Annotated in this window: 16 protein-coding genes; 9 read left to right on the top strand and 7 right to left on the bottom strand. The window is 55.6% G+C overall.

Annotation, left to right across the window (positions count from 1 at the left end):
- Positions 1 to 89: 89 nt before the first annotated feature.
- Positions 90 to 743 carry a multidrug efflux transporter transcriptional repressor AcrR gene (gene acrR, locus ACEPLT_RS04990; RefSeq protein WP_008499291.1) on the bottom strand — a complete coding sequence of 218 codons (654 nt, stop codon included), beginning with the start codon at positions 741 to 743 and terminating at the stop codon, positions 90 to 92.
- Between the two features lie 140 nt (positions 744 to 883).
- Between acrR and acrA the strand changes: the two genes are divergently transcribed.
- The 6 genes from acrA (at position 884) to ACEPLT_RS04960 (ending at position 7719) form a co-directional block, all read left to right on the top strand.
- A complete protein-coding gene (gene acrA, locus ACEPLT_RS04985) occupies positions 884 to 2077 on the top strand; it encodes a multidrug efflux RND transporter periplasmic adaptor subunit AcrA (RefSeq protein ID WP_232927929.1) in 1194 nt (397 codons plus the stop codon).
- Positions 2078 to 2099: 22 nt separating this feature from the next.
- On the top strand, positions 2100 to 5246 hold the full coding sequence (gene acrB / locus ACEPLT_RS04980) for a multidrug efflux RND transporter permease subunit AcrB (protein WP_008499289.1): 3147 nt from the start codon (positions 2100 to 2102) through the stop codon (positions 5244 to 5246).
- Between the two features lie 509 nt (positions 5247 to 5755).
- Complete coding sequence (gene tomB, locus ACEPLT_RS04975) at positions 5756 to 6130, top strand: Hha toxicity modulator TomB (RefSeq protein WP_008499288.1); 375 nt, start codon at positions 5756 to 5758, stop codon at positions 6128 to 6130.
- Positions 6131 to 6157: 27 nt separating this feature from the next.
- On the top strand, positions 6158 to 6376 hold the full coding sequence (locus ACEPLT_RS04970; protein ID WP_008499287.1) for an HHA domain-containing protein: 219 nt from the start codon (positions 6158 to 6160) through the stop codon (positions 6374 to 6376).
- A gap of 206 nt (positions 6377 to 6582) precedes the next feature.
- Positions 6583 to 7134, top strand: coding sequence for a maltose O-acetyltransferase (gene maa, locus ACEPLT_RS04965; RefSeq protein ID WP_008499286.1), 552 nt, complete (start codon positions 6583 to 6585; stop codon positions 7132 to 7134).
- 117 nt (positions 7135 to 7251) lie between these two features.
- Positions 7252 to 7719: a YlaC family protein gene (locus ACEPLT_RS04960; RefSeq protein ID WP_008499285.1), complete on the top strand. Its 468-nt coding sequence runs from the start codon at positions 7252 to 7254 to the stop codon at positions 7717 to 7719.
- Here the strand turns inward: ACEPLT_RS04960 and pdxR are convergent.
- A complete protein-coding gene (pdxR, locus tag ACEPLT_RS04955; RefSeq protein WP_032674274.1) occupies positions 7691 to 9151 on the bottom strand; it encodes a MocR-like pyridoxine biosynthesis transcription factor PdxR in 1461 nt (486 codons plus the stop codon). The two genes, ACEPLT_RS04960 and pdxR, sit on opposite strands and share 29 nt — an antisense overlap.
- 101 nt (positions 9152 to 9252) lie before the next feature.
- Between pdxR and ACEPLT_RS04950 the strand changes: the two genes are divergently transcribed.
- On the top strand, positions 9253 to 9963 hold the full coding sequence (locus tag ACEPLT_RS04950) for a GNAT family N-acetyltransferase (RefSeq protein WP_032674273.1): 711 nt from the start codon (positions 9253 to 9255) through the stop codon (positions 9961 to 9963).
- Here the strand turns inward: ACEPLT_RS04950 and ykgO are convergent.
- Together ykgO and ACEPLT_RS04940 are read right to left on the bottom strand one after the other, a co-directional pair.
- Positions 9960 to 10100: a type B 50S ribosomal protein L36 gene (gene ykgO, locus ACEPLT_RS04945; RefSeq protein ID WP_003859006.1), complete on the bottom strand. Its 141-nt coding sequence runs from the start codon at positions 10098 to 10100 to the stop codon at positions 9960 to 9962. The two genes, ACEPLT_RS04950 and ykgO, sit on opposite strands and share 4 nt — an antisense overlap.
- Before the next feature lie 2 nt (positions 10101 to 10102).
- Positions 10103 to 10363 carry a type B 50S ribosomal protein L31 gene (locus tag ACEPLT_RS04940; RefSeq protein ID WP_006176933.1) on the bottom strand — a complete coding sequence of 87 codons (261 nt, stop codon included), beginning with the start codon at positions 10361 to 10363 and terminating at the stop codon, positions 10103 to 10105.
- Between the two features lie 219 nt (positions 10364 to 10582).
- On the opposite strand from ACEPLT_RS04940, the gene ACEPLT_RS04935 reads away from it, so the two are divergent.
- Positions 10583 to 12148, top strand: a complete 1566-nt coding sequence (locus tag ACEPLT_RS04935) for an EAL domain-containing protein (RefSeq protein WP_032674272.1) — start codon at positions 10583 to 10585, stop codon at positions 12146 to 12148.
- Here the strand turns inward: ACEPLT_RS04935 and ACEPLT_RS04930 are convergent.
- Positions 12141 to 12413 (bottom strand): metal-sensing transcriptional repressor, encoded by a 273-nt coding sequence (locus ACEPLT_RS04930; protein WP_008499280.1) that lies wholly within the window; start codon positions 12411 to 12413, stop codon positions 12141 to 12143. The two genes, ACEPLT_RS04935 and ACEPLT_RS04930, sit on opposite strands and share 8 nt — an antisense overlap.
- 132 nt (positions 12414 to 12545) lie before the next feature.
- Here ACEPLT_RS04930 and ACEPLT_RS04925 point away from each other — a divergent pair, with 132 nt between their 5' ends.
- Positions 12546 to 13355, top strand: coding sequence for a nickel/cobalt efflux protein RcnA (locus ACEPLT_RS04925; protein ID WP_232927926.1), 810 nt, complete (start codon positions 12546 to 12548; stop codon positions 13353 to 13355).
- A 39-nt stretch (positions 13356 to 13394) separates the two neighbouring features.
- Here the strand turns inward: ACEPLT_RS04925 and ACEPLT_RS04920 are convergent, their stop codons facing one another.
- On the bottom strand, positions 13395 to 16484 hold the full coding sequence (locus tag ACEPLT_RS04920; RefSeq protein WP_232927924.1) for a beta-galactosidase: 3090 nt from the start codon (positions 16482 to 16484) through the stop codon (positions 13395 to 13397).
- Between the two features lie 102 nt (positions 16485 to 16586).
- Complete coding sequence (locus ACEPLT_RS04915; RefSeq protein ID WP_232927921.1) at positions 16587 to 17657, bottom strand: LacI family DNA-binding transcriptional regulator; 1071 nt, start codon at positions 17655 to 17657, stop codon at positions 16587 to 16589.
- Between the last annotated feature and the right edge of the window lie 34 nt (positions 17658 to 17691).

Genomic DNA, 17691 nt, shown 5'->3' with positions numbered 1-17691 from the left:
ACCGAAAATAGTCCGGCGTGAAGAATATCACGCTCGTCAGATGCAGAATAGCGCGAACGTAAGCCTCTGAGATAAATCCTGGAAAGGGGTCAGGCCGTTAGCGAAGGCGCGTCGCTGCGCAGCGTCGGGCTAAGCTGTAGCATTTCCAGTAAAATCGCCACGTAGCTGCGAGCTTCCGCTTTAAGATCAAACGATTGCGGTGCAAAAAGCCAGTTTTCCATCAGACCAGAAATGTAGCTGCGCATCAGAATCGCCGCCCGACGGGTCAACAGATTGGCCGGTAGCAGTTTTGCCTCCATACAGAGGTTCAGGTTGTGCTCAATACGGTCATAGCTTTCCAGACTGAGGCTTCGTTGCGCCTGCTGCACGACCGCCATCTCGCCCACGAACTCGCATTTATGAAAAATAATCTCCATCATTAATCTGCGACGTTCTTCAACTACCGTTGCTTCAAGGATATATACTAATATTTCTCTCAATACTGAGAGTGGATCGTCTGGGAATTTTGCCCGATACTCACTCTCGAGATCGCTAATGCTGGACTCTGAAAGCTCCCAGATTTCACTGAACAGATCTGACTTGTTTTTAAAATGCCAGTAAATCGCTCCTCGCGTCACACCGGCGGCCTGAGCAATTTGCGCCAGCGAGGTTGCTGAAACACCTTGCTGCGAGAACAAACGTATCGCCACATCCAGAATATGTTGTCGGGTTTCCAGCGCTTGTTGTTTAGTTTTTCGTGCCATAGGTGAGTGAATTTACAGGAGTCAGATTTACATACATTTGTGAATGTATGTACCATAGCATGACGATAATATAAACGCAGCAATGGGTTTTAGACTCAGGACCCTTGATCAATTTGAAATCGGACACTCGAGGTTTACATATGAACAAAAACAGAGGGTTAACGCCTCTGGCGGTCGTTCTGATGCTTTCAGGCAGCTTAGCGCTAACAGGATGTGACGACAAACCGGCTCAACAAGGAGCTCAGCAGGCGCCAGAAGTAGGCGTTGTGACGCTCAAATCTGAACCTCTACAAATCACCACCGAATTACCCGGCCGTACAAATGCTTACCGCATTGCGGAAGTGCGTCCTCAGGTTAGCGGCATTATCCTGAAACGCAACTTCACCGAAGGCGGTGATGTGCAGGCCGGTGAGTCTCTGTATCAGATTGATCCCGCAACCTATCAGGCGTCTTATGAAAGCGCGAAAGGCGATCTGGCTAAAGCACAGGCCGCGGCTAAAATTGCCCAGCTGACGCTGAACCGCTATCAAAAACTGCTCGGTACCAAGTACATCAGTCAGCAGGATTACGATACCGCCCTGGCGGATGCCCAGCAGGCTAACGCCGCCGTGGTGGCAGCCAAAGCGTCCGTCGAAACCGCGCGCATTAACCTGGCCTATACCAAAGTGACCTCCCCTATCAGCGGTCGTATTGGTAAATCTTCCGTCACGGAAGGGGCTCTGGTGCAGAACGGTCAGACCACTGCGCTGGCGACCGTGCAGCAGCTCGATCCGATCTATGTTGACGTCACGCAGTCCAGCAATGATTTCCTGCGCCTGAAACAGGAGCTGGCTAACGGCACCCTGAAACAGGAAAACGGCAAAGCCAAAGTGGAGCTGATTACCAACGACGGTATCAAGTTCCCGCAGGAAGGGACGCTGGAATTCTCTGACGTGACGGTCGACCAGACCACCGGTTCCATCACCTTACGTGCGATTTTCCCGAACCCTGACAAAAATCTGCTGCCAGGTATGTTCGTTCGCGCACGTCTGGAAGAAGGAACGAATCCAACCGCCCTTCTGGTTCCACAGCAGGGTGTGACCCGTACGCCACGCGGCGATGCGAGCGCACTGGTTGTTGGGGCTGATAACAAAGTCGAAATGCGCAATATCACCGCCACCCAGGCGATTGGGGATAAATGGCTGGTGACGGAAGGTCTGAAAGATGGCGATCGCGTGATTGTTACTGGTTTGCAAAAAGTTCGTCCTGGCGCGCAGGTTAAAGCACAGGAAGTGAAATCTGACGATAAACAACAAGCTTCGGCCGCTGGCCAGTCAGAACAAACCAAGTCTTAACTTAAACAGGAGCCGTTAAGACATGCCTAATTTCTTTATCGATCGCCCCATATTTGCGTGGGTGATCGCCATTATCATCATGCTGGCCGGGGGACTTGCGATCCTGAAGCTGCCTGTCGCGCAATATCCAACGATTGCGCCACCGGCGGTGACGATTTCCGCAACCTACCCAGGAGCTGATGCAAAAACGGTGCAGGACACCGTCACTCAGGTTATCGAACAGAACATGAACGGTATCGATAACCTGATGTACATGTCCTCAAACAGTGACTCTACCGGTACAGTTCAGATCACCCTGACCTTCGAGTCAGGTACGGATGCTGACATTGCGCAGGTTCAGGTGCAGAACAAACTGCAGCTGGCGATGCCGCTGCTGCCGCAGGAAGTACAACAGCAGGGCGTGAGCGTCGAGAAATCGTCCAGTAGCTTCCTGATGGTTGTCGGCGTTATCAACACCAACGGCACCATGACGCAGGAAGATATTTCCGACTACGTGGGCGCCAACATGAAGGACGCCATCAGCCGTACGTCCGGTGTGGGTGACGTGCAGCTGTTCGGTTCTCAGTACGCAATGCGTATCTGGATGGATCCGAACAAGCTGAACAACTTCCAACTGACGCCGGTTGACGTGATTAACGCCATTAAAGCGCAGAACGCCCAGGTGGCAGCCGGTCAGTTAGGCGGTACGCCGCCGGTGAAGGGCCAGCAGCTTAACGCCTCGATCATCGCGCAAACCCGTCTGACCTCCGCGGATGAGTTCAGCAAAATTCTGCTGAAAGTGAATCAGGACGGCTCGCAGGTTCGCCTGCGCGACGTGGCGAAAGTCGAGCTGGGCGGTGAGAACTACGACATCATCGCGAAGTTCAACGGTAAACCGGCTTCCGGTCTGGGTATCAAACTGGCGACAGGCGCGAACGCCCTGGATACCGCCACGGCGATCCGTGCAGAACTGAAGAAAATGGAACCGTACTTCCCGTCAGGCCTGAAGATCGTTTATCCGTACGACACCACGCCATTCGTTAAAATTTCGATTCACGAAGTGGTTAAAACGCTGGCAGAAGCGATCATCCTGGTGTTCCTGGTCATGTATCTGTTCCTGCAAAACTTCCGCGCGACGCTGATCCCAACCATCGCCGTTCCGGTCGTTCTGCTGGGGACCTTTGCTATCCTCGCGGCCTTTGGCTTCTCGATAAACACCCTGACGATGTTCGGGATGGTGCTTGCCATCGGCCTGCTGGTGGATGACGCCATCGTCGTGGTAGAGAACGTCGAGCGCGTGATGGCGGAAGAGGGTCTGCCGCCGAAGGAAGCTACCCGTAAATCAATGGGTCAGATCCAGGGCGCGCTGGTTGGTATCGCGATGGTACTGTCTGCGGTATTTATCCCGATGGCCTTCTTCGGTGGCTCTACCGGTGCGATTTACCGTCAGTTCTCGATCACCATCGTTTCCGCGATGGCGCTGTCGGTACTGGTTGCGTTGATCCTGACCCCTGCGCTGTGTGCCACCATGCTGAAGCCGATTCAGAAAGGCGGTCATGGCGAGCATAAAGGGTTCTTCGGCTGGTTTAACCGCATGTTTGATAAGAGCACGCACCACTACACCGACAGCGTGGGCAACATCCTGCGCAGCACCGGTCGTTACCTGCTGCTCTATATCATCATCGTGGCGGGGATGGCGATTCTGTTCGTTCGTCTGCCCAGCTCGTTCCTGCCGGATGAAGACCAGGGCGTGTTCCTGACGATGGCACAGCTTCCTGCGGGTGCGTCGCAAGAGCGTACCCAGAAAGTGCTGGACGAAGTGACGGACTACTACCTCACCAAAGAGAAAGACAACGTTGAATCCGTGTTTGCGGTTAACGGCTTTGGCTTTGCGGGTCGTGGTCAGAACACCGGTATCGCCTTCGTTTCTCTGAAAGACTGGTCTGAACGTCCGGGCAAAGAGAACAAGGTTGAAGCCATTACCGGCCGTGCGATGGGCACCTTCTCGCAGATTAAAGATGCGATGGTGTTCGCCTTCAACCTGCCGGCGATTGTTGAACTGGGTACCGCGACCGGCTTCGACTTCCAGCTGATTGACCAGGGCGGTCTGGGTCACGAAAAACTGACGCAGGCGCGTAACCAGCTGTTTGGCGAAGTGGCTAAGCACCCTGACCTGCTGGTCGGCGTGCGTCCAAACGGCCTGGAAGATACGCCGCAGTACAAAATCGACATCGACCAGGAGAAAGCTCAGGCGCTGGGCGTGTCCATCAGTGACATCAATACCACGCTGGGCGCCGCCTGGGGCGGTAGCTACGTTAACGACTTCATCGACCGCGGTCGCGTGAAGAAAGTGTACGTGATGTCCGAGGCGCAGTACCGTATGTTGCCAAACGATATCAACAGCTGGTTCGTGCGCGGCAGCAATGGTCAGATGGTACCGTTCTCGGCATTCTCAACGTCACGCTGGGAATACGGTTCGCCGCGTCTGGAACGCTATAACGGTCTGCCATCAATGGAGATCCTGGGTCAGGCTGCGCCGGGCCGAAGCACCGGTGAAGCCATGAACCTGATGGAAGAGCTGGCGAGCAAACTGCCTTCGGGTGTTGGCTACGACTGGACCGGGATGTCCTATCAGGAGCGTCTGTCCGGTAACCAGGCCCCTGCCCTGTACGCGATTTCACTGATCGTCGTCTTCCTGTGTCTGGCAGCGCTGTATGAGAGCTGGTCAATTCCGTTCTCCGTTATGCTGGTGGTACCGCTCGGGGTTATCGGTGCGCTGCTTGCGGCAACGTTCCGCGGACTGACCAACGACGTGTACTTCCAGGTAGGCCTGCTGACAACCATTGGCTTGTCGGCGAAGAACGCGATACTTATCGTTGAATTCGCCAAAGATCTGATGGAGAAAGAAGGCAAAGGTCTTATTGAGGCGACGCTTGAGGCTGTTCGTATGCGTCTGCGCCCAATCCTGATGACGTCACTGGCGTTTATCCTCGGCGTACTGCCGCTGGTTATCAGCTCCGGTGCGGGCTCCGGTGCGCAGAACGCGGTCGGTACGGGCGTTATGGGGGGTATGATCACCGCAACCGTACTCGCTATCTTCTTCGTACCGGTGTTCTTCGTGGTGGTTCGCCGCCGCTTCAGCCGTAAGAATGAAGATGTTGAACACGCGCATTCGGTAGAACCTCACTGATACCGGTTTCACATGATAAAAAGGCCGCATTAGCGGCCTTTTTCATTTTCAGAAAAAATCATAAATTACGCTTATTGTGATTCAATTTATTTTCTGCCATCTTAATTAGACATATCATAATTAACTGATAACTTAATCGGTGAATTCAGGATTTTTTTAATTTCATTTCCCCGCTTAAGCTATTAGGAATATTCCTAATAAGAAGTTCTGACAACGTGAAGTTCGAATCTGAACTTTTCTCGCCATTTTTGCTAAGCCAATGAAACGTAAGGAAGCGATAAAACAGCGCGTTAATTTGGATAAAAAAGGGGTGTCCAGGGTGGAACATTGCGTACATGCTCGCAGTCTACGGTTTTATTTGTAATTTTTCGTAATAGCGCGATGAAATCCAGGAAGGAGTGGCTTATAGTTAGGTTATCAGGAACACAGCACTCATGTAGCTAAGTCAGTTGTATCCATCCCGACAATGATGTTCGGTGAGTAAGAAATCACTCAGAAGGGGATGCGCTATGGACGAGTACTCGCCAAAAAGGCATGATATCGCGCAGTTGAAATTTCTCTGCGAATCCTTGTACCATGACTGCCTTGCCAACCTTGATGAAAGCAACCATGGCTGGGTAAACGACCCAACGTCTGCCATCAATTTACAGTTGAATGAGCTGATAGAGCATATCGCAACCTTCGCACTTAATTATAAAATTAAGTACAATGAAGATAATAAGCTCATTGAGCAAATTGATGAATACCTGGACGACACCTTTATGTTGTTCAGTAGTTACGGCATTAACGCCCAGGATTTGCAAAAATGGCGTAAATCGGGAAACCGGCTATTCCGCTGTTTCGTCAACGTGAGCAGAGCTAACCCGGTTAGCCTTTCCTGTTAAAATTATTACAATTACTAAGGTGAATTTATGTCTGATAAACCACTCACTAAAATCGATTATTTAATGCGCTTACGACGTTGTCAGTCAATTGACACCCTCGAACGCGTGATTGAAAAGAATAAATACGAGCTTTCTGATAATGAACTGGCCGTATTTTATTCAGCCGCTGACCATCGTCTTGCTGAGCTGACCATGAATAAGTTGTATGACAAAATCCCTACTTCTGTATGGAAATTTGTCCGTTAATCTTTGAAGGGTGTCTGTAGAGTTCTACGCCACGTTCTGAGTTTTTTACCTATCCCGTTATGTTCCCTGTGCCCAGGCCAGGTCTCCGTGTAAAACGTGTTCATCAGCAACAATGTTGTGACGACAATCACATCGGCTTTTCGGGAACGTTCCCCTCTCGACCTGTTCCGATTACCCTGCGGTAATCATTTCCAGAGAGGTTTCCTATGAGCGTAGAAAAACAGAAGATGATTGCCGGTGAACATTATCGCCCCGGCGATGAGACGTTACGGGCCGACCGACTGCGGGCCCGCCATCTGGTTTACCGCTATAACCACACCGCGCCCGATGAAAAGACAGAACGCCAGAACATCCTGGCGGAACTTCTGGGGCAAAGCGAAGGCGCTTATATAGAACCAAGCTTCCGCTGCGACTACGGATACAATATTTATCTGGGCAAAAACTTTTACGCGAACTTCGACTGCGTGATGCTGGATGTCTGCCCTGTTCGCATCGGCGATAACTGCATGCTCGCGCCGGGTGTGCACATTTATACGGCCACCCACCCGCTGGATGCAGAGGAACGGAACAGCGGCGTGGAGTTTGGGAAACCGGTCAACATTGGGAATAATGTCTGGATTGGTGGCCGGGCGGTCATTAACCCTGGCGTCACGATCGGTGATAATGTGGTGGTGGCCTCCGGCGCCGTGGTGACAAAAGACGTCCCGGCTAACGTCGTCGTGGGCGGCAATCCGGCAAAAATCATCAAAACTTTATAAGGGCGCGGGGAGCCAACTGTTATGGTCTTTTAGCGCCTGACTGTTACTTTTTTCAGCCCGATGGCTCCCCTAAAATTGGCAGACACCCTGTATTGTCAACTCTTATGAAGGCAAAAAATGACCGAGATACAGCGCCTGCTTACCGCCACCATCGACGATCTTAACCTCCGCGAAAAGCGCGACAATCGCCCGCGCTTTAGCATTAGCTTTATTCGCAAACATCCTGGACTGTTTGTCGCCATGTATGCCGCCTGGCTGGCGACGCTGATTGTGATGCTGAAGTCCGAAACGCTGGTGGACTCCGTCTGGCTGCTGGTTGTGCTGTTTGTGGTCTTTAACGCCTTTTTCTTTTTCGACGTGAATCCGCGCTACCGTTACGAAGATATCGACGTTCTCGATTTTCGGGTCTGCTACAACGGTGAATGGTATAACACACGTTTCGTGCCCACGGAGCTGATCGACAGCATCATGCACTCTCCGGCCGTTGAAACAGCGCAAAAAGAGAAGCTGCAGAAAATGGTCTCCACCAAAGGCCAGCTCTCTTTCTATGATGTCTTTACCCTTTCGCGCCCTGCTGCTGCGTAATTAACGCCTGCAGACGCCGGATCCCCGGCGCAAACTGCGAAGCAGAGGTGTTGCCGTAACCTAAAACCAGACCGGTTTGCCCCTGCTTCGCCTCCAGGTAATACCCGCTCAGTGCAGCGGGTGCCAGCTGAAACGCCCTCGCCTGCGCCACCAGCTTCTGGTCGTCAATATCGTCTATCGCCAGCGTCAGATGCATCCCGCCTTCACCGGCCAGTATACGGTGCGGCGTGTGAAGCTCTGCCCCCAGCACCTCCCGCAGCTGGCGGTATCGCTTACGATAGAGCCGACGCATGGCGGCAAGATGACGGGCATAGTGGCCTTCTTCAATGAACAGCGCCAGCGTACGCTGTTCGGCACGATGCCCGCCCCGCAACAGCGAGCCGATGGCCGGGCGAGCCGCTTTCGCCAGCGCTGGCGGCAAGACCATGAACCCCATTCTGAGCGACGGAAACAGCGTTTTACTGAACGTTCCCAGATAAACCACGGGCGCGTTGTTGACCATCCCCAGCATCGCGGGCACAGGCTCACCGGCATAACGGAATTCGCTGTCGTAATCGTCTTCAATGATCCACGCATTCTGCTGCCGGGCGAGCTCCAGCAGCGCCAGACGTCGCCGGGCACTGAGCACGCTTCCGTAGGGGAACTGGTGCGAAGGTGAGGTAAAAATCAGCGAGGGAGCAGGCGCATCCCGTCCTTCCCAGCACATTCCCTCGTCATCAACAGGGATTCCCGTCATGGTCAGGCCTGTTTTAACAAACGCGCTCTTTGCCCCGCTATAACCGGGGTTTTCCACCCACGCGACATCGCCAGGCTCACTCAACAGCATGGTGCACAGGTTAACCCCCTCAAGCGCCCCTTCCGTTATCACTATCTGGCCGGCGTCGCAGTCGATACCGCGGGACAGGGCGAGGTGTCGGGCAATTGCTGCCCGCAGCGACGGTTCACCGGCCGGGTCGCCATACCCTAGCAGGGCACTTCCCTCCTCGCGCATCACGCGATCGTACAATCGCCGCCACAGCGGTAGCGGAAAATAGTTGATAGCCGGGGTTCCCGGGGTAAACGCCAGCACCGGCATGTCCCGGGGCACGGGCGCTGGCAGCAGGCCGACCCGCCGGGCGAGCCTGATGGCAGGGTCCGGCAATGTCCGGGCGACAGAGCGGTGAGCGAGCTGTGCCACCCGCGTTCCCTGGCGGTTACGCTGCAAATACCCTTCCAGCGTGAGCTGGTCCAGCGCCGCATTGACGGTATTGCGGGAAAGGGAGAGCTGCTGAGCCAGCGTTCGCGAACCGGGAAGCTGGCTGCCGGACAGTAGCCTTCCGCACAGGATGGCCTCCCGTAACGCAAGATAAAGCGCGCGCTGGCGCGTCTCTTCCCCACGTTTTTGCAGGGCAGCATTGAGCAAGGTATAAAATTCATCACCCGGTATATTCATCTCGCCTCCTCGTGGCACCATCAAAACATAGCGCAGTGGTTCTTTTTAAGGAACCAGCAATTCACTAGTCTGGAACTCTTTTCAACGTCACGGAAATTAAGATGAAGACATTCAATCAGTTCGGACAGCCCGTAGGCGAAGCGCTTAGCGACTGGCAGCCTCGTCAGCCCCCGTCCCGGGTCGTGCTTCAGGGACGCTTTTGTCGGCTTGAACCGCTGCGCGTGGAGCATGCCAACGCGCTGTTTTCCGCCTATTCCCTGGCTGAAGATACGCGCAGCTGGACGTGGCTACTGCGTGAACCCGATGCCACAGCAGAGGATTTTGCCGAATGGGTGGCGAGCGTAAGCGAGTTATCCGACCCCATACACTTTACCGTTATCGATAACCAGACCCGGTCTCCGGTCGGGACGCTGTCCCTGATGCGGATCGATCCTAAAAATGGGGTCGTGGAGGTGGGGCACGTTCACTTCTCGCCTCTTTTAAGCCGCACGCCCATGTCAACAGAGGCGCAATATCTGCTGATGCGATATGTGTTCGATACCCTGGGCTACCGGCGTTATGAGTGGAAGTGCAATAGTTTGAACGAGCCTTCCCGCAAAGCGGCACTGCGTCTGGGTTTTCAGTTTGAGGGGCGTTTTCGTCAGGCGCTGGTCATAAAAGGTCATAACCGGGATACCGACTGGTTTTCGATTCTCGACAAAGAGTGGCCGGCGCTGGCAAACGCCTTTGAAAGCTGGCTTGCCACCGACAATTTTACTGCCGATGGCAAACAGAAAAGATCCCTGGAAAGCTGGCGAGAAACGCGCGTTTAGCGTCTTTTTTTACGTCCCTGAACCGCCTTAAAGCGCGGATTGGATTTGCAAATCACGTACAGGCGTCCCTTGCGTTTGACTATCTGGCAATCCGGGTGACGCTGTTTTGCACTGCGCAATGAGTTAAGTACCTGCATGGTTAGCCCCGCTTCGCATTGAGAAATCCACCAAAACGCTTGCGGAAGCGCGCTGCGCTGCCGTCCGTGGAGAACGTTTTCTGCTTACCGGTATAAAACGGGTGCGATTTTGAAGAAACCTCGATGGTGATGTACGGATACGTTTCACCGTCGAGTTCAATTTCGCGGTCGGTCTTAATGGTTGAGCCCACTTTGAAGTATTCATTCGCGCTGGTGTCATGGAAGACCACGGTGCGATACGCTGGATGGATGTTTGGTTTCATCGTAAACCCTTTGTGTTTTGTTATAACATAACAAAATAATATCCAGGCCAGGTTGAAAAAACAACCCCTTCCTTCTGACGATATTTTCTGGTTTACCTGAGATAAAATGAAAACCACGCCACCCACGTGCTATAACTATATCATTTCGCGGTAAAATCTTTCTCTTCAGGCAGGGAACTCAGTGCTCAGGAACGGGTATACGAGGAAGGAAACGACAGCATGAAAACCCGACATCTGGTCAGTCTGGTGACTGGCATACTTATCTTTTCCGTGCTGGTCCCCATTTGCCTGAGCATCTGGCTGGCTCATCGTCAGGCGGAAGATAAATTTGTCGATGCGCTGGATAACTATGCCTCACGCGTGCTGATACGAACCGACAAGGTCGTGGCTCAGGCGAAGGAAGCGCTCAATCATCTGCAGGCCTTTGAGGGTGTGCCGTGCAGCCCCCTGCAGTTAAGGGAGATGCGACGGGTCGCTTTCTCGTGGCGATATGTGCAGGAAGTGATTTATATCGACAACCTCAGGCCACTCTGCTCCTCTCTTGAACAAACCAGCCATGCCGCCCCTTTCCCCCCGCCGATGCGCGTTACCGAAGATGGTTACAGCGCATGGCTGACCACGCAAAACGATCTGGGGTTTCATCGCTACATGGCCGTACTGGGGCAAGGTCACTATCTTGTTCTGGTCGATCCGGCCTCGCTTGTGGATGTGATCCCCTTCGGCGAGATAGCGATTGATGCTGCCCTGGTAGGAAATACCACACGCCGCATCTTTGCCAGCAGCAATACGCTCGATCCGCATATCCGTGACATGATCATGGGTCAGGAGATGACCAGCATACAGTACGACGGTTCAATGTACGTTATGAAGCCCGTCCCTGAACTGGGGTTTACCGTCGTTGCATGGGCTACGCTCAAACCGCTGGCTGAAACATGGCACCGGCAGCTGCTTTTGTGGCTGCCCTTCGGCATCCTGATAAGCCTGCTTGCCGCGCTCTTTGTCCTGCGGATACTGCGTCGCATCCAGTCGCCGCGCAACCGCCTGCTTGATGCCATTAACAGCCGCGATTTTGTGGTTCACTATCAGCCCATCGTGGCGCTGTGTAGCGGAAAAATTGTCGGCGCAGAGGCGCTGACGCGCTGGCCGCAGCCGGACGGAAGCAGCCTCTCACCTGATATTTTTATCCCTCTTGCTGAACAAACCGGGCTTATCTCCCATCTGACGCAGCTCGTTATCGAAAAGGTATTCGAGGATATGGGCAGCTGGCTGCATCTTCACCCCGATCAGCATATCTCCATCAACCTCGCGCCCGCCGATTTGACCTCCGGCACGCTGCCGCCGCTGCTGAGTCACTTGCTGAACAAATGGAAGGTCCACCCAGGCCAAATCGCTCTTGAGGTCACCGAGCGCGGCTTTGCCGATCCCAAAATCAGCGCGCCGGCTATCGCCGCATTCCGCCGTTCGGGGCACCCTGTCTATATTGATGATTTTGGTACGGGCTATTCCAGCCTGAGCTATCTGCAGGATCTGGATGTCGACACGCTAAAAATTGATAAATCGTTCGTGGATGCGCTGGAGTATAAAAACGTGACGCCGCACATTATTGAAATGGCGAAGTCGCTGAAGCTGGCGATGGTGGCGGAAGGCGTCGAGACCGCCGGGCAGCTCGCCTGGCTGCACCAGCACGGCGTGCAGTACGGACAGGGCTGGTACTACAGCAAAGCGCTACCAAAGACGGAATTTATTCTTTGGGCAGAAAATAACCTCGGCACGCACGCTACTTAAGGTAGGATTTCATCACCTGCAGCACCACGCCAAGATCGGCTTCACGCTGCGCCTCTTCGGGCTCTTTCACCACGTGATCGGTAAGGTGCCCTTCAATCACCTGCATCATCATGCCGTTGACCGCTCCACGGATCGCCGCCAGCTGCTGTAACACCTCGGCGCATTCGTGTTCGCTGTTGAGCATTTTTTCGAGCGCGGTGCTCTGCCCCTGAATTTTCTTCAGGCGAGTCAGTAACATCTTCTTGTCGCGAACGGTATGTGACATCTCTGTCTCCCTCAGTTTTGGCTTTTAGAGCATATCACGCTCTACTCCCCCTGAGTATTTTTCTACTGGGGGGTAGTATTAAGCTACTGGGGGGGAGTACTATTTGCGCACGCTTCCACTCCGGAAATTTCAATGAACGATTTCGCCTCACTCCTGCAGCAGGGTAATGCCTGGCTGTTTGTTCCCAGCGCTATCCTGCTCGGTGCACTACATGGCCTGGAGCCGGGTCACTCAAAAACCATGATGGCCGCCTTTATCGTGGCTATCCGCGGCACGCTGAAACAGGCGGTCCTGCTCGGCCTGGCAGCCACGCTTTCGCATACGGCAGTAGTCTGGATTATCGCCATGGCGGGTTTATGGTTTGGTCGGGGATGGGATGCGCATACGTCTGAACCCTGGTTCCAGCTGATCTCAGGGGTATTGATCGTTGCGATCGCCCTGTGGATGGCGTGGCGAACCTGGAAAGAGAGCCAGCCACACGATCATCATCACGACCATGATCATCACCACCACCATGATCATGACCATCATCACCACGAACACCCGCTGGTTGAAGAAGAGTGGCAGGACGCCCACCAGCGCGCGCACGCGCAGGATATCAACCGGCGCTTTAGCGGACAAAACGTCACCACAGGACAGATCGTCATGTTTGGCCTGACCGGCGGGCTTATCCCCTGCCCGGCATCCATCACCGTTCTGCTGATCTGCCTGCAGCTGAAGCATTTTGCCCTCGGCGCGACGCTGGTGTTCAGCTTCAGTATTGGTCTGGCGTTAACCCTGGTGGCTTCCGGTGCGATTGCCGCCTTAAGCCTCAAGCACGCGACAAAACGCTGGCCCGGGTTTAACGAGCTTTCCCGTAAAGCGCCGTGGATTTCCGCTGCGCTGATTACCGTAGTAGGAATTTATATGAGCCTGCACGGTCTGAGCGGCATTCTGGCGTAAGCCTGCGGCCACGCCCTGTGGCCGCATCTCAATGATCCGTTAAGGATTTTGCTGCCAGCTAAAGGTGTAGCGAAGCTGGCGTGTTTGCAGAATGAATTCCGGTGAAACGCTGGGGCTCCAGGAGTCGTCGCCGCCCACGCCCATATGGAACGCGTCGAGGTTGAGCCAGCACCCCGGCTCTTCCCGCAGCAGATGGTGATGGGTTGTCTCGCGCAGCTGCTGCTGGCTGTAGCGGCTCACCGAGAAATGGAACCGGCCATGTAGCTGATGCGTTCCCAGCACCAGCTCCCGCGTATCACAGCGCAAACCATTTTCCGTCGGGAAGATATACGGGGTGTGCATCTCCGCCAGGGGTAATATCCAGCGTCCCTGCTGTGCCGCCAGCGTTCTGTCCGGGTAGTTTTCATGCGGCCCCAGCCCCAGCCAAGACACATTTTCCGGCGTTTCGGCGAGATGAACGCTCAGGCCAATACGTGCGGGTTCCGGGATATCGGACGCCATATCCACCTGAATATCGCCGTGCACCCTCCCCTGGTCATCCACCCGCCAGACTTTACGGCTCAGGAACAGCGTTTTGCCATGATACTCCCCGACGTGAAGGGTGTTAACCACAACTTCGCCCGCATGCTGCTCTGCCTCACAGTACAGAACGCGCGAGGTGAAATTGTACATGCCCACCGCTTTCCAGCGTTCAACCCAGGCATTCGGATCGATCCTCGTCGCTTCACTCACGCCAATATCATTGTCCAGCGGCGCACGGCTGACGTTATCCGTCAAAGGTGACATCAGCGTTTCCACGCCATTTCGCCACCATTGGGTCAGGTTTCCGGATGCGCGATCGAACTGCCAGCGCTGTTGACCATGCGCGATCGCCAGGATGCGGTCGTTTTGCGTCAAAACCGGCTGCTCGCCCGCTGAGGCTGGCGGTGCGACAAACAGCGGAGACGGAAGCGGCCACTGCTCCCACGCGCAGCGATGGTCAGCCGGTGACCACGGCGTTGCCCGCGGCTGGCGCACTTCAACATTCAGCCAGACTTCCCCCGGTTCGGCTTTCAATTCCGGCAGAGCGATCTCCAGACGCTGAGCGCCTTCAGGGGCTATCGCCAGCGTCACCTCGCCCGAAGCCAGCACCTCCCCATCCCGGGCGACCGTCCAGCTCAGCACTTCGTTATCGGTATGGCGGAACAGGTAGCCGCTTTGCACCTCAATCACCAGCGGAGAGGTGCTGACCCGCGTAAAGGTGAAGAACTGCTGCGCGCGCTGCGCCTCGTACAGCGCCGGGTGCGGCGTGCGATCGGGGAAGACCAGCCCATTCAGGCAGAACTGTCGGTCGTTTGGCTTATCGCCAAAGTCCCCGCCGTATGCCCAGAACGAATTGCCCTCTTCATCTTGCTTCGTCAGAGCCTGATCGACCCAGTCCCAGACAAATCCCCCCTGCAACCGAGGGTGGCTGCGAAACGCCTGCCAGTACTTCGCGAACCCGCCGAAGCTGTTCCCCATCGCGTGGGCGTATTCGCAGAGGATCAGCGGGCGTGTTTCATCCGGCATGCCGATCCATTTCTTGATTGACCATTTAGGCACTGCCGGGAAGGGCTGATCCTGATCGACCCGGGCATACATCGGACAGACAATATCGGTCGCCGCCGTGTTCGCGCCGCCACCTTCATACTGCACCGGACGCGTCGGATCCGTGGATTTCACCCAGCGGTACAGCGCGTCGTGGTTTGCACCGTGCCCGGACTCATTGCCCAGCGACCAGAGGATAATTGAGGGATGATTACGATCGCGCTGCACCATACGGGTCACGCGCTCGCTCATGGCGGGCAGCCAGCGCGGATCGTCAGCAAGGCGGCTCATCGGCACCATGCCGTGGGTTTCGATATTGGCTTCGTCAACAACGTACAGTCCATAGCGGTCGCAAAGCCGGTACCACAGCGGATGATTCGGGTAATGCGAGCAGCGCACGGCGTTGAAGTTGTACTGCTTCATGATCTCGATATCGCGACGCATCGTCGCTTCGTCCATCACCTGGCCGTTTTCCGGATGATGCTCGTGCCGGTTAACCCCGCGGATCAACAGCGGTTTACCGTTGAGCTTCAGCAGGCCGTTGCTGATGTCAACCCGGCGGAAGCCGACATCGCAGGCTTCCGTCTCCAGCACGTTGCCCTGCGCATCCAAAAGCGCGATCGTCAGGCGATAGAGTTCCGGGGTTTCCGCACTCCATAACGCCGGGGCTGTAACCGGGATCGCCGCCGTTAACCGCTCGGCCCAGTTGCCGCGCTCGTCCACAATGGCAGAGCCTGGCCGTTGGGTAGTGCTGCCACAGCGTTCACCGTTGCGCCACAGCGTTATCGCCACGCCGCACTCCGCGTAGTCAGCGCCTGTCAACGCGACCTCGACTTTCAGCACCGCGCGGTCCAGCTCCGCATTCAGATCGGTGACCACATGATAATCCGCAATGTGCGTCTCCGGCTTATGCAGCAGGGAGACATCACGGAAAATGCCGCTCATGCGCCACATGTCCTGATCTTCCAGATAGCTGCCGTCACACCAGCGCAAGACCATGACCGCCAGGCGGTTTTGCCCGGGGCGTAATACCGCCGAGAGGTCAAACTCGGCGGGCAATCGACTGTCCTGGGAATAGCCTATCCACTGCCCGTTGCACCACAGATGGAACGCCGAGTTCACGCCATCAAAAATAATTCGGGTTTGCCCGCTCTGAAGCCAGGCGTCATCCACGTCGAATGTGAGCGAGTAACAACCTGTCGGGTTTTCCTGCGGTACAAAAGGCGGGTTAACGGGGATCGGATAGGTAACATTGGTATAGATGGGCGTATCGAACCCCTGCATCTGCCAGTTAGACGGCACGGGCATCGCGACGACATCAGCGCAATCTTCGGTGACCCATGCCTGAGGAACCCGCTCGGGAGCAGAAAAGTAGCTAAACCGCCAGATCCCGTTGAGGGAGCGCCTGCTGAGGGATCCAGCGTCATCTCTGGCGGAAGATTCATGACGCCAACTGTGCAACGGCGCGTGTGCGGGCAGGCGGTTCCACTGGGTAACGCCGGGGTTTTCCCAGTCCCGACGGGCCATGATGTCGCTGAGGGTCAGCGAAGGTGTATGAGACATATCAACCTCTTTGCGAAGCGCTCACAATTTTGGTTAACATGCCCTGGCATTATGCGACGGTAAAGCGTTCGATCGCAGGGTAGCGAGTCCGATCACAAAGTTTTATTTGCGGGCAAGCTGCTCGGCCAGAAGTGCCAGACTTCTGAGCTGCTGCGCCAGATCCTCGCGTTCGGCCTGCTGTGGCGCGCGGCGCGCGGTGGAATGCCGGGTAACCAGCGCCACCGGCAGCTGAACCTGCCAGCACGTCTCGCCTTCGGTGGGGGCCAGCAGCCACTCCACGCTGCGCTCGCCCGCCTCGCGAAATGCCTGGCGAATGGTCGTCAGCGGCGGGGAAAACCAGGCGCTGTCAGCCGTATCGTCGAACCCGACCACCGACATCTGGCCCGGGATCGCGATCCCCTTTTCCGCGCAGGCGCGCATTACCCCGAGCGCCATTTGATCGTTAGCTACCAGAATGGCATCCGGCAATGCGCTACCCGACAGCAGCACATGTCCTTTCTCATAACCGCTGGCCGCGCTCCAGTCTCCATAAGCCACCGCAGCGGCGTCATGCCCCGCGCGGGCCAGAGCCGCTTTCCATCCTGCCAGACGCGCCCGAGCAGAGACCGAGCTTTCCGGCCCGCTCAGCAGGGCAATATGCTGATGCCCCAGCGAAAGCAGGTGCTCAACGCCCAGATGCGCCCCCTGCCCGGCGTTAAACACGAGGCTGTTTACCTGTGCTGAAGGCGAGACATCAAGGAACAGCACCGGAACGGGTGATGCCAGCGCCCTGAGCGCTTCAGCGTCAGGATCGTCAAGCGGCACATTCACCAGCAACGCCTCCACCCGCTGCGCCAGCAGCGCCTGAAGCGCGGCCTGACACTGCTGCGGTTGCTCGACCATGGAGATAAGGACGCTCGCCCCTTTTTCGGCCGCACGTGATTTTACCGCCGACACAATTTGCGAGGGCGCATGCAGGGCCAGATCGGTGGTGATGAGTCCCAGCGTGCGGGTGCGTTTACCCGCCAGCTGCTGTGCCCGCAGGTTAGGCACGTAGTGCAGCTCCGCCATCGCCTGCTGCACCTTTTCCCGCGTGCGGGCAGAGACATGCTCCGCGTCGTTAATGACGCGAGAGACGGTCTGATAAGAAACCCCCGCAAGGAGGGCGACATCATAGAGAGTGATCGCTTTCATGCATTGTGGCATCGCGTGAGTTGTGGCCCATTAT

This window comes from Enterobacter sp. fkY84-1, from assembly GCF_052974705.1.
Note: the sequence above shows the minus strand (reverse complement) of the source record. Positions and strands in the feature narration are given on the sequence as shown.

What these genes read in the sequence shown, in the direction of transcription:
- ACEPLT_RS04950 (WP_032674273.1), top strand. Translation starts at nt 9,253, where the DNA reads ATGAAGACATTCAATCAGTTCGGACAGCCCGTAGGCGAAGCGCTTAGC.
- tomB (WP_008499288.1), top strand. Translation starts at nt 5,756, where the DNA reads ATGGACGAGTACTCGCCAAAAAGGCATGATATCGCGCAGTTGAAATTT.
- ykgO (WP_003859006.1), bottom strand. Translation starts at nt 10,100, where the DNA reads ATGCAGGTACTTAACTCATTGCGCAGTGCAAAACAGCGTCACCCGGAT.
- acrB (WP_008499289.1), top strand. Translation starts at nt 2,100, where the DNA reads ATGCCTAATTTCTTTATCGATCGCCCCATATTTGCGTGGGTGATCGCC.
- ACEPLT_RS04970 (WP_008499287.1), top strand. Translation starts at nt 6,158, where the DNA reads ATGTCTGATAAACCACTCACTAAAATCGATTATTTAATGCGCTTACGA.
- ACEPLT_RS04930 (WP_008499280.1), bottom strand. Translation starts at nt 12,413, where the DNA reads ATGTCACATACCGTTCGCGACAAGAAGATGTTACTGACTCGCCTGAAG.
- acrA (WP_232927929.1), top strand. Translation starts at nt 884, where the DNA reads ATGAACAAAAACAGAGGGTTAACGCCTCTGGCGGTCGTTCTGATGCTT.
- ACEPLT_RS04915 (WP_232927921.1), bottom strand. Translation starts at nt 17,657, where the DNA reads ATGAAAGCGATCACTCTCTATGATGTCGCCCTCCTTGCGGGGGTTTCT.
- pdxR (WP_032674274.1), bottom strand. Translation starts at nt 9,151, where the DNA reads ATGAATATACCGGGTGATGAATTTTATACCTTGCTCAATGCTGCCCTG.
- ACEPLT_RS04940 (WP_006176933.1), bottom strand. Translation starts at nt 10,363, where the DNA reads ATGAAACCAAACATCCATCCAGCGTATCGCACCGTGGTCTTCCATGAC.
- ACEPLT_RS04920 (WP_232927924.1), bottom strand. Translation starts at nt 16,484, where the DNA reads ATGTCTCATACACCTTCGCTGACCCTCAGCGACATCATGGCCCGTCGG.
- ACEPLT_RS04925 (WP_232927926.1), top strand. Translation starts at nt 12,546, where the DNA reads ATGAACGATTTCGCCTCACTCCTGCAGCAGGGTAATGCCTGGCTGTTT.
- maa (WP_008499286.1), top strand. Translation starts at nt 6,583, where the DNA reads ATGAGCGTAGAAAAACAGAAGATGATTGCCGGTGAACATTATCGCCCC.
- ACEPLT_RS04935 (WP_032674272.1), top strand. Translation starts at nt 10,583, where the DNA reads ATGAAAACCCGACATCTGGTCAGTCTGGTGACTGGCATACTTATCTTT.
- ACEPLT_RS04960 (WP_008499285.1), top strand. Translation starts at nt 7,252, where the DNA reads ATGACCGAGATACAGCGCCTGCTTACCGCCACCATCGACGATCTTAAC.
- acrR (WP_008499291.1), bottom strand. Translation starts at nt 743, where the DNA reads ATGGCACGAAAAACTAAACAACAAGCGCTGGAAACCCGACAACATATT.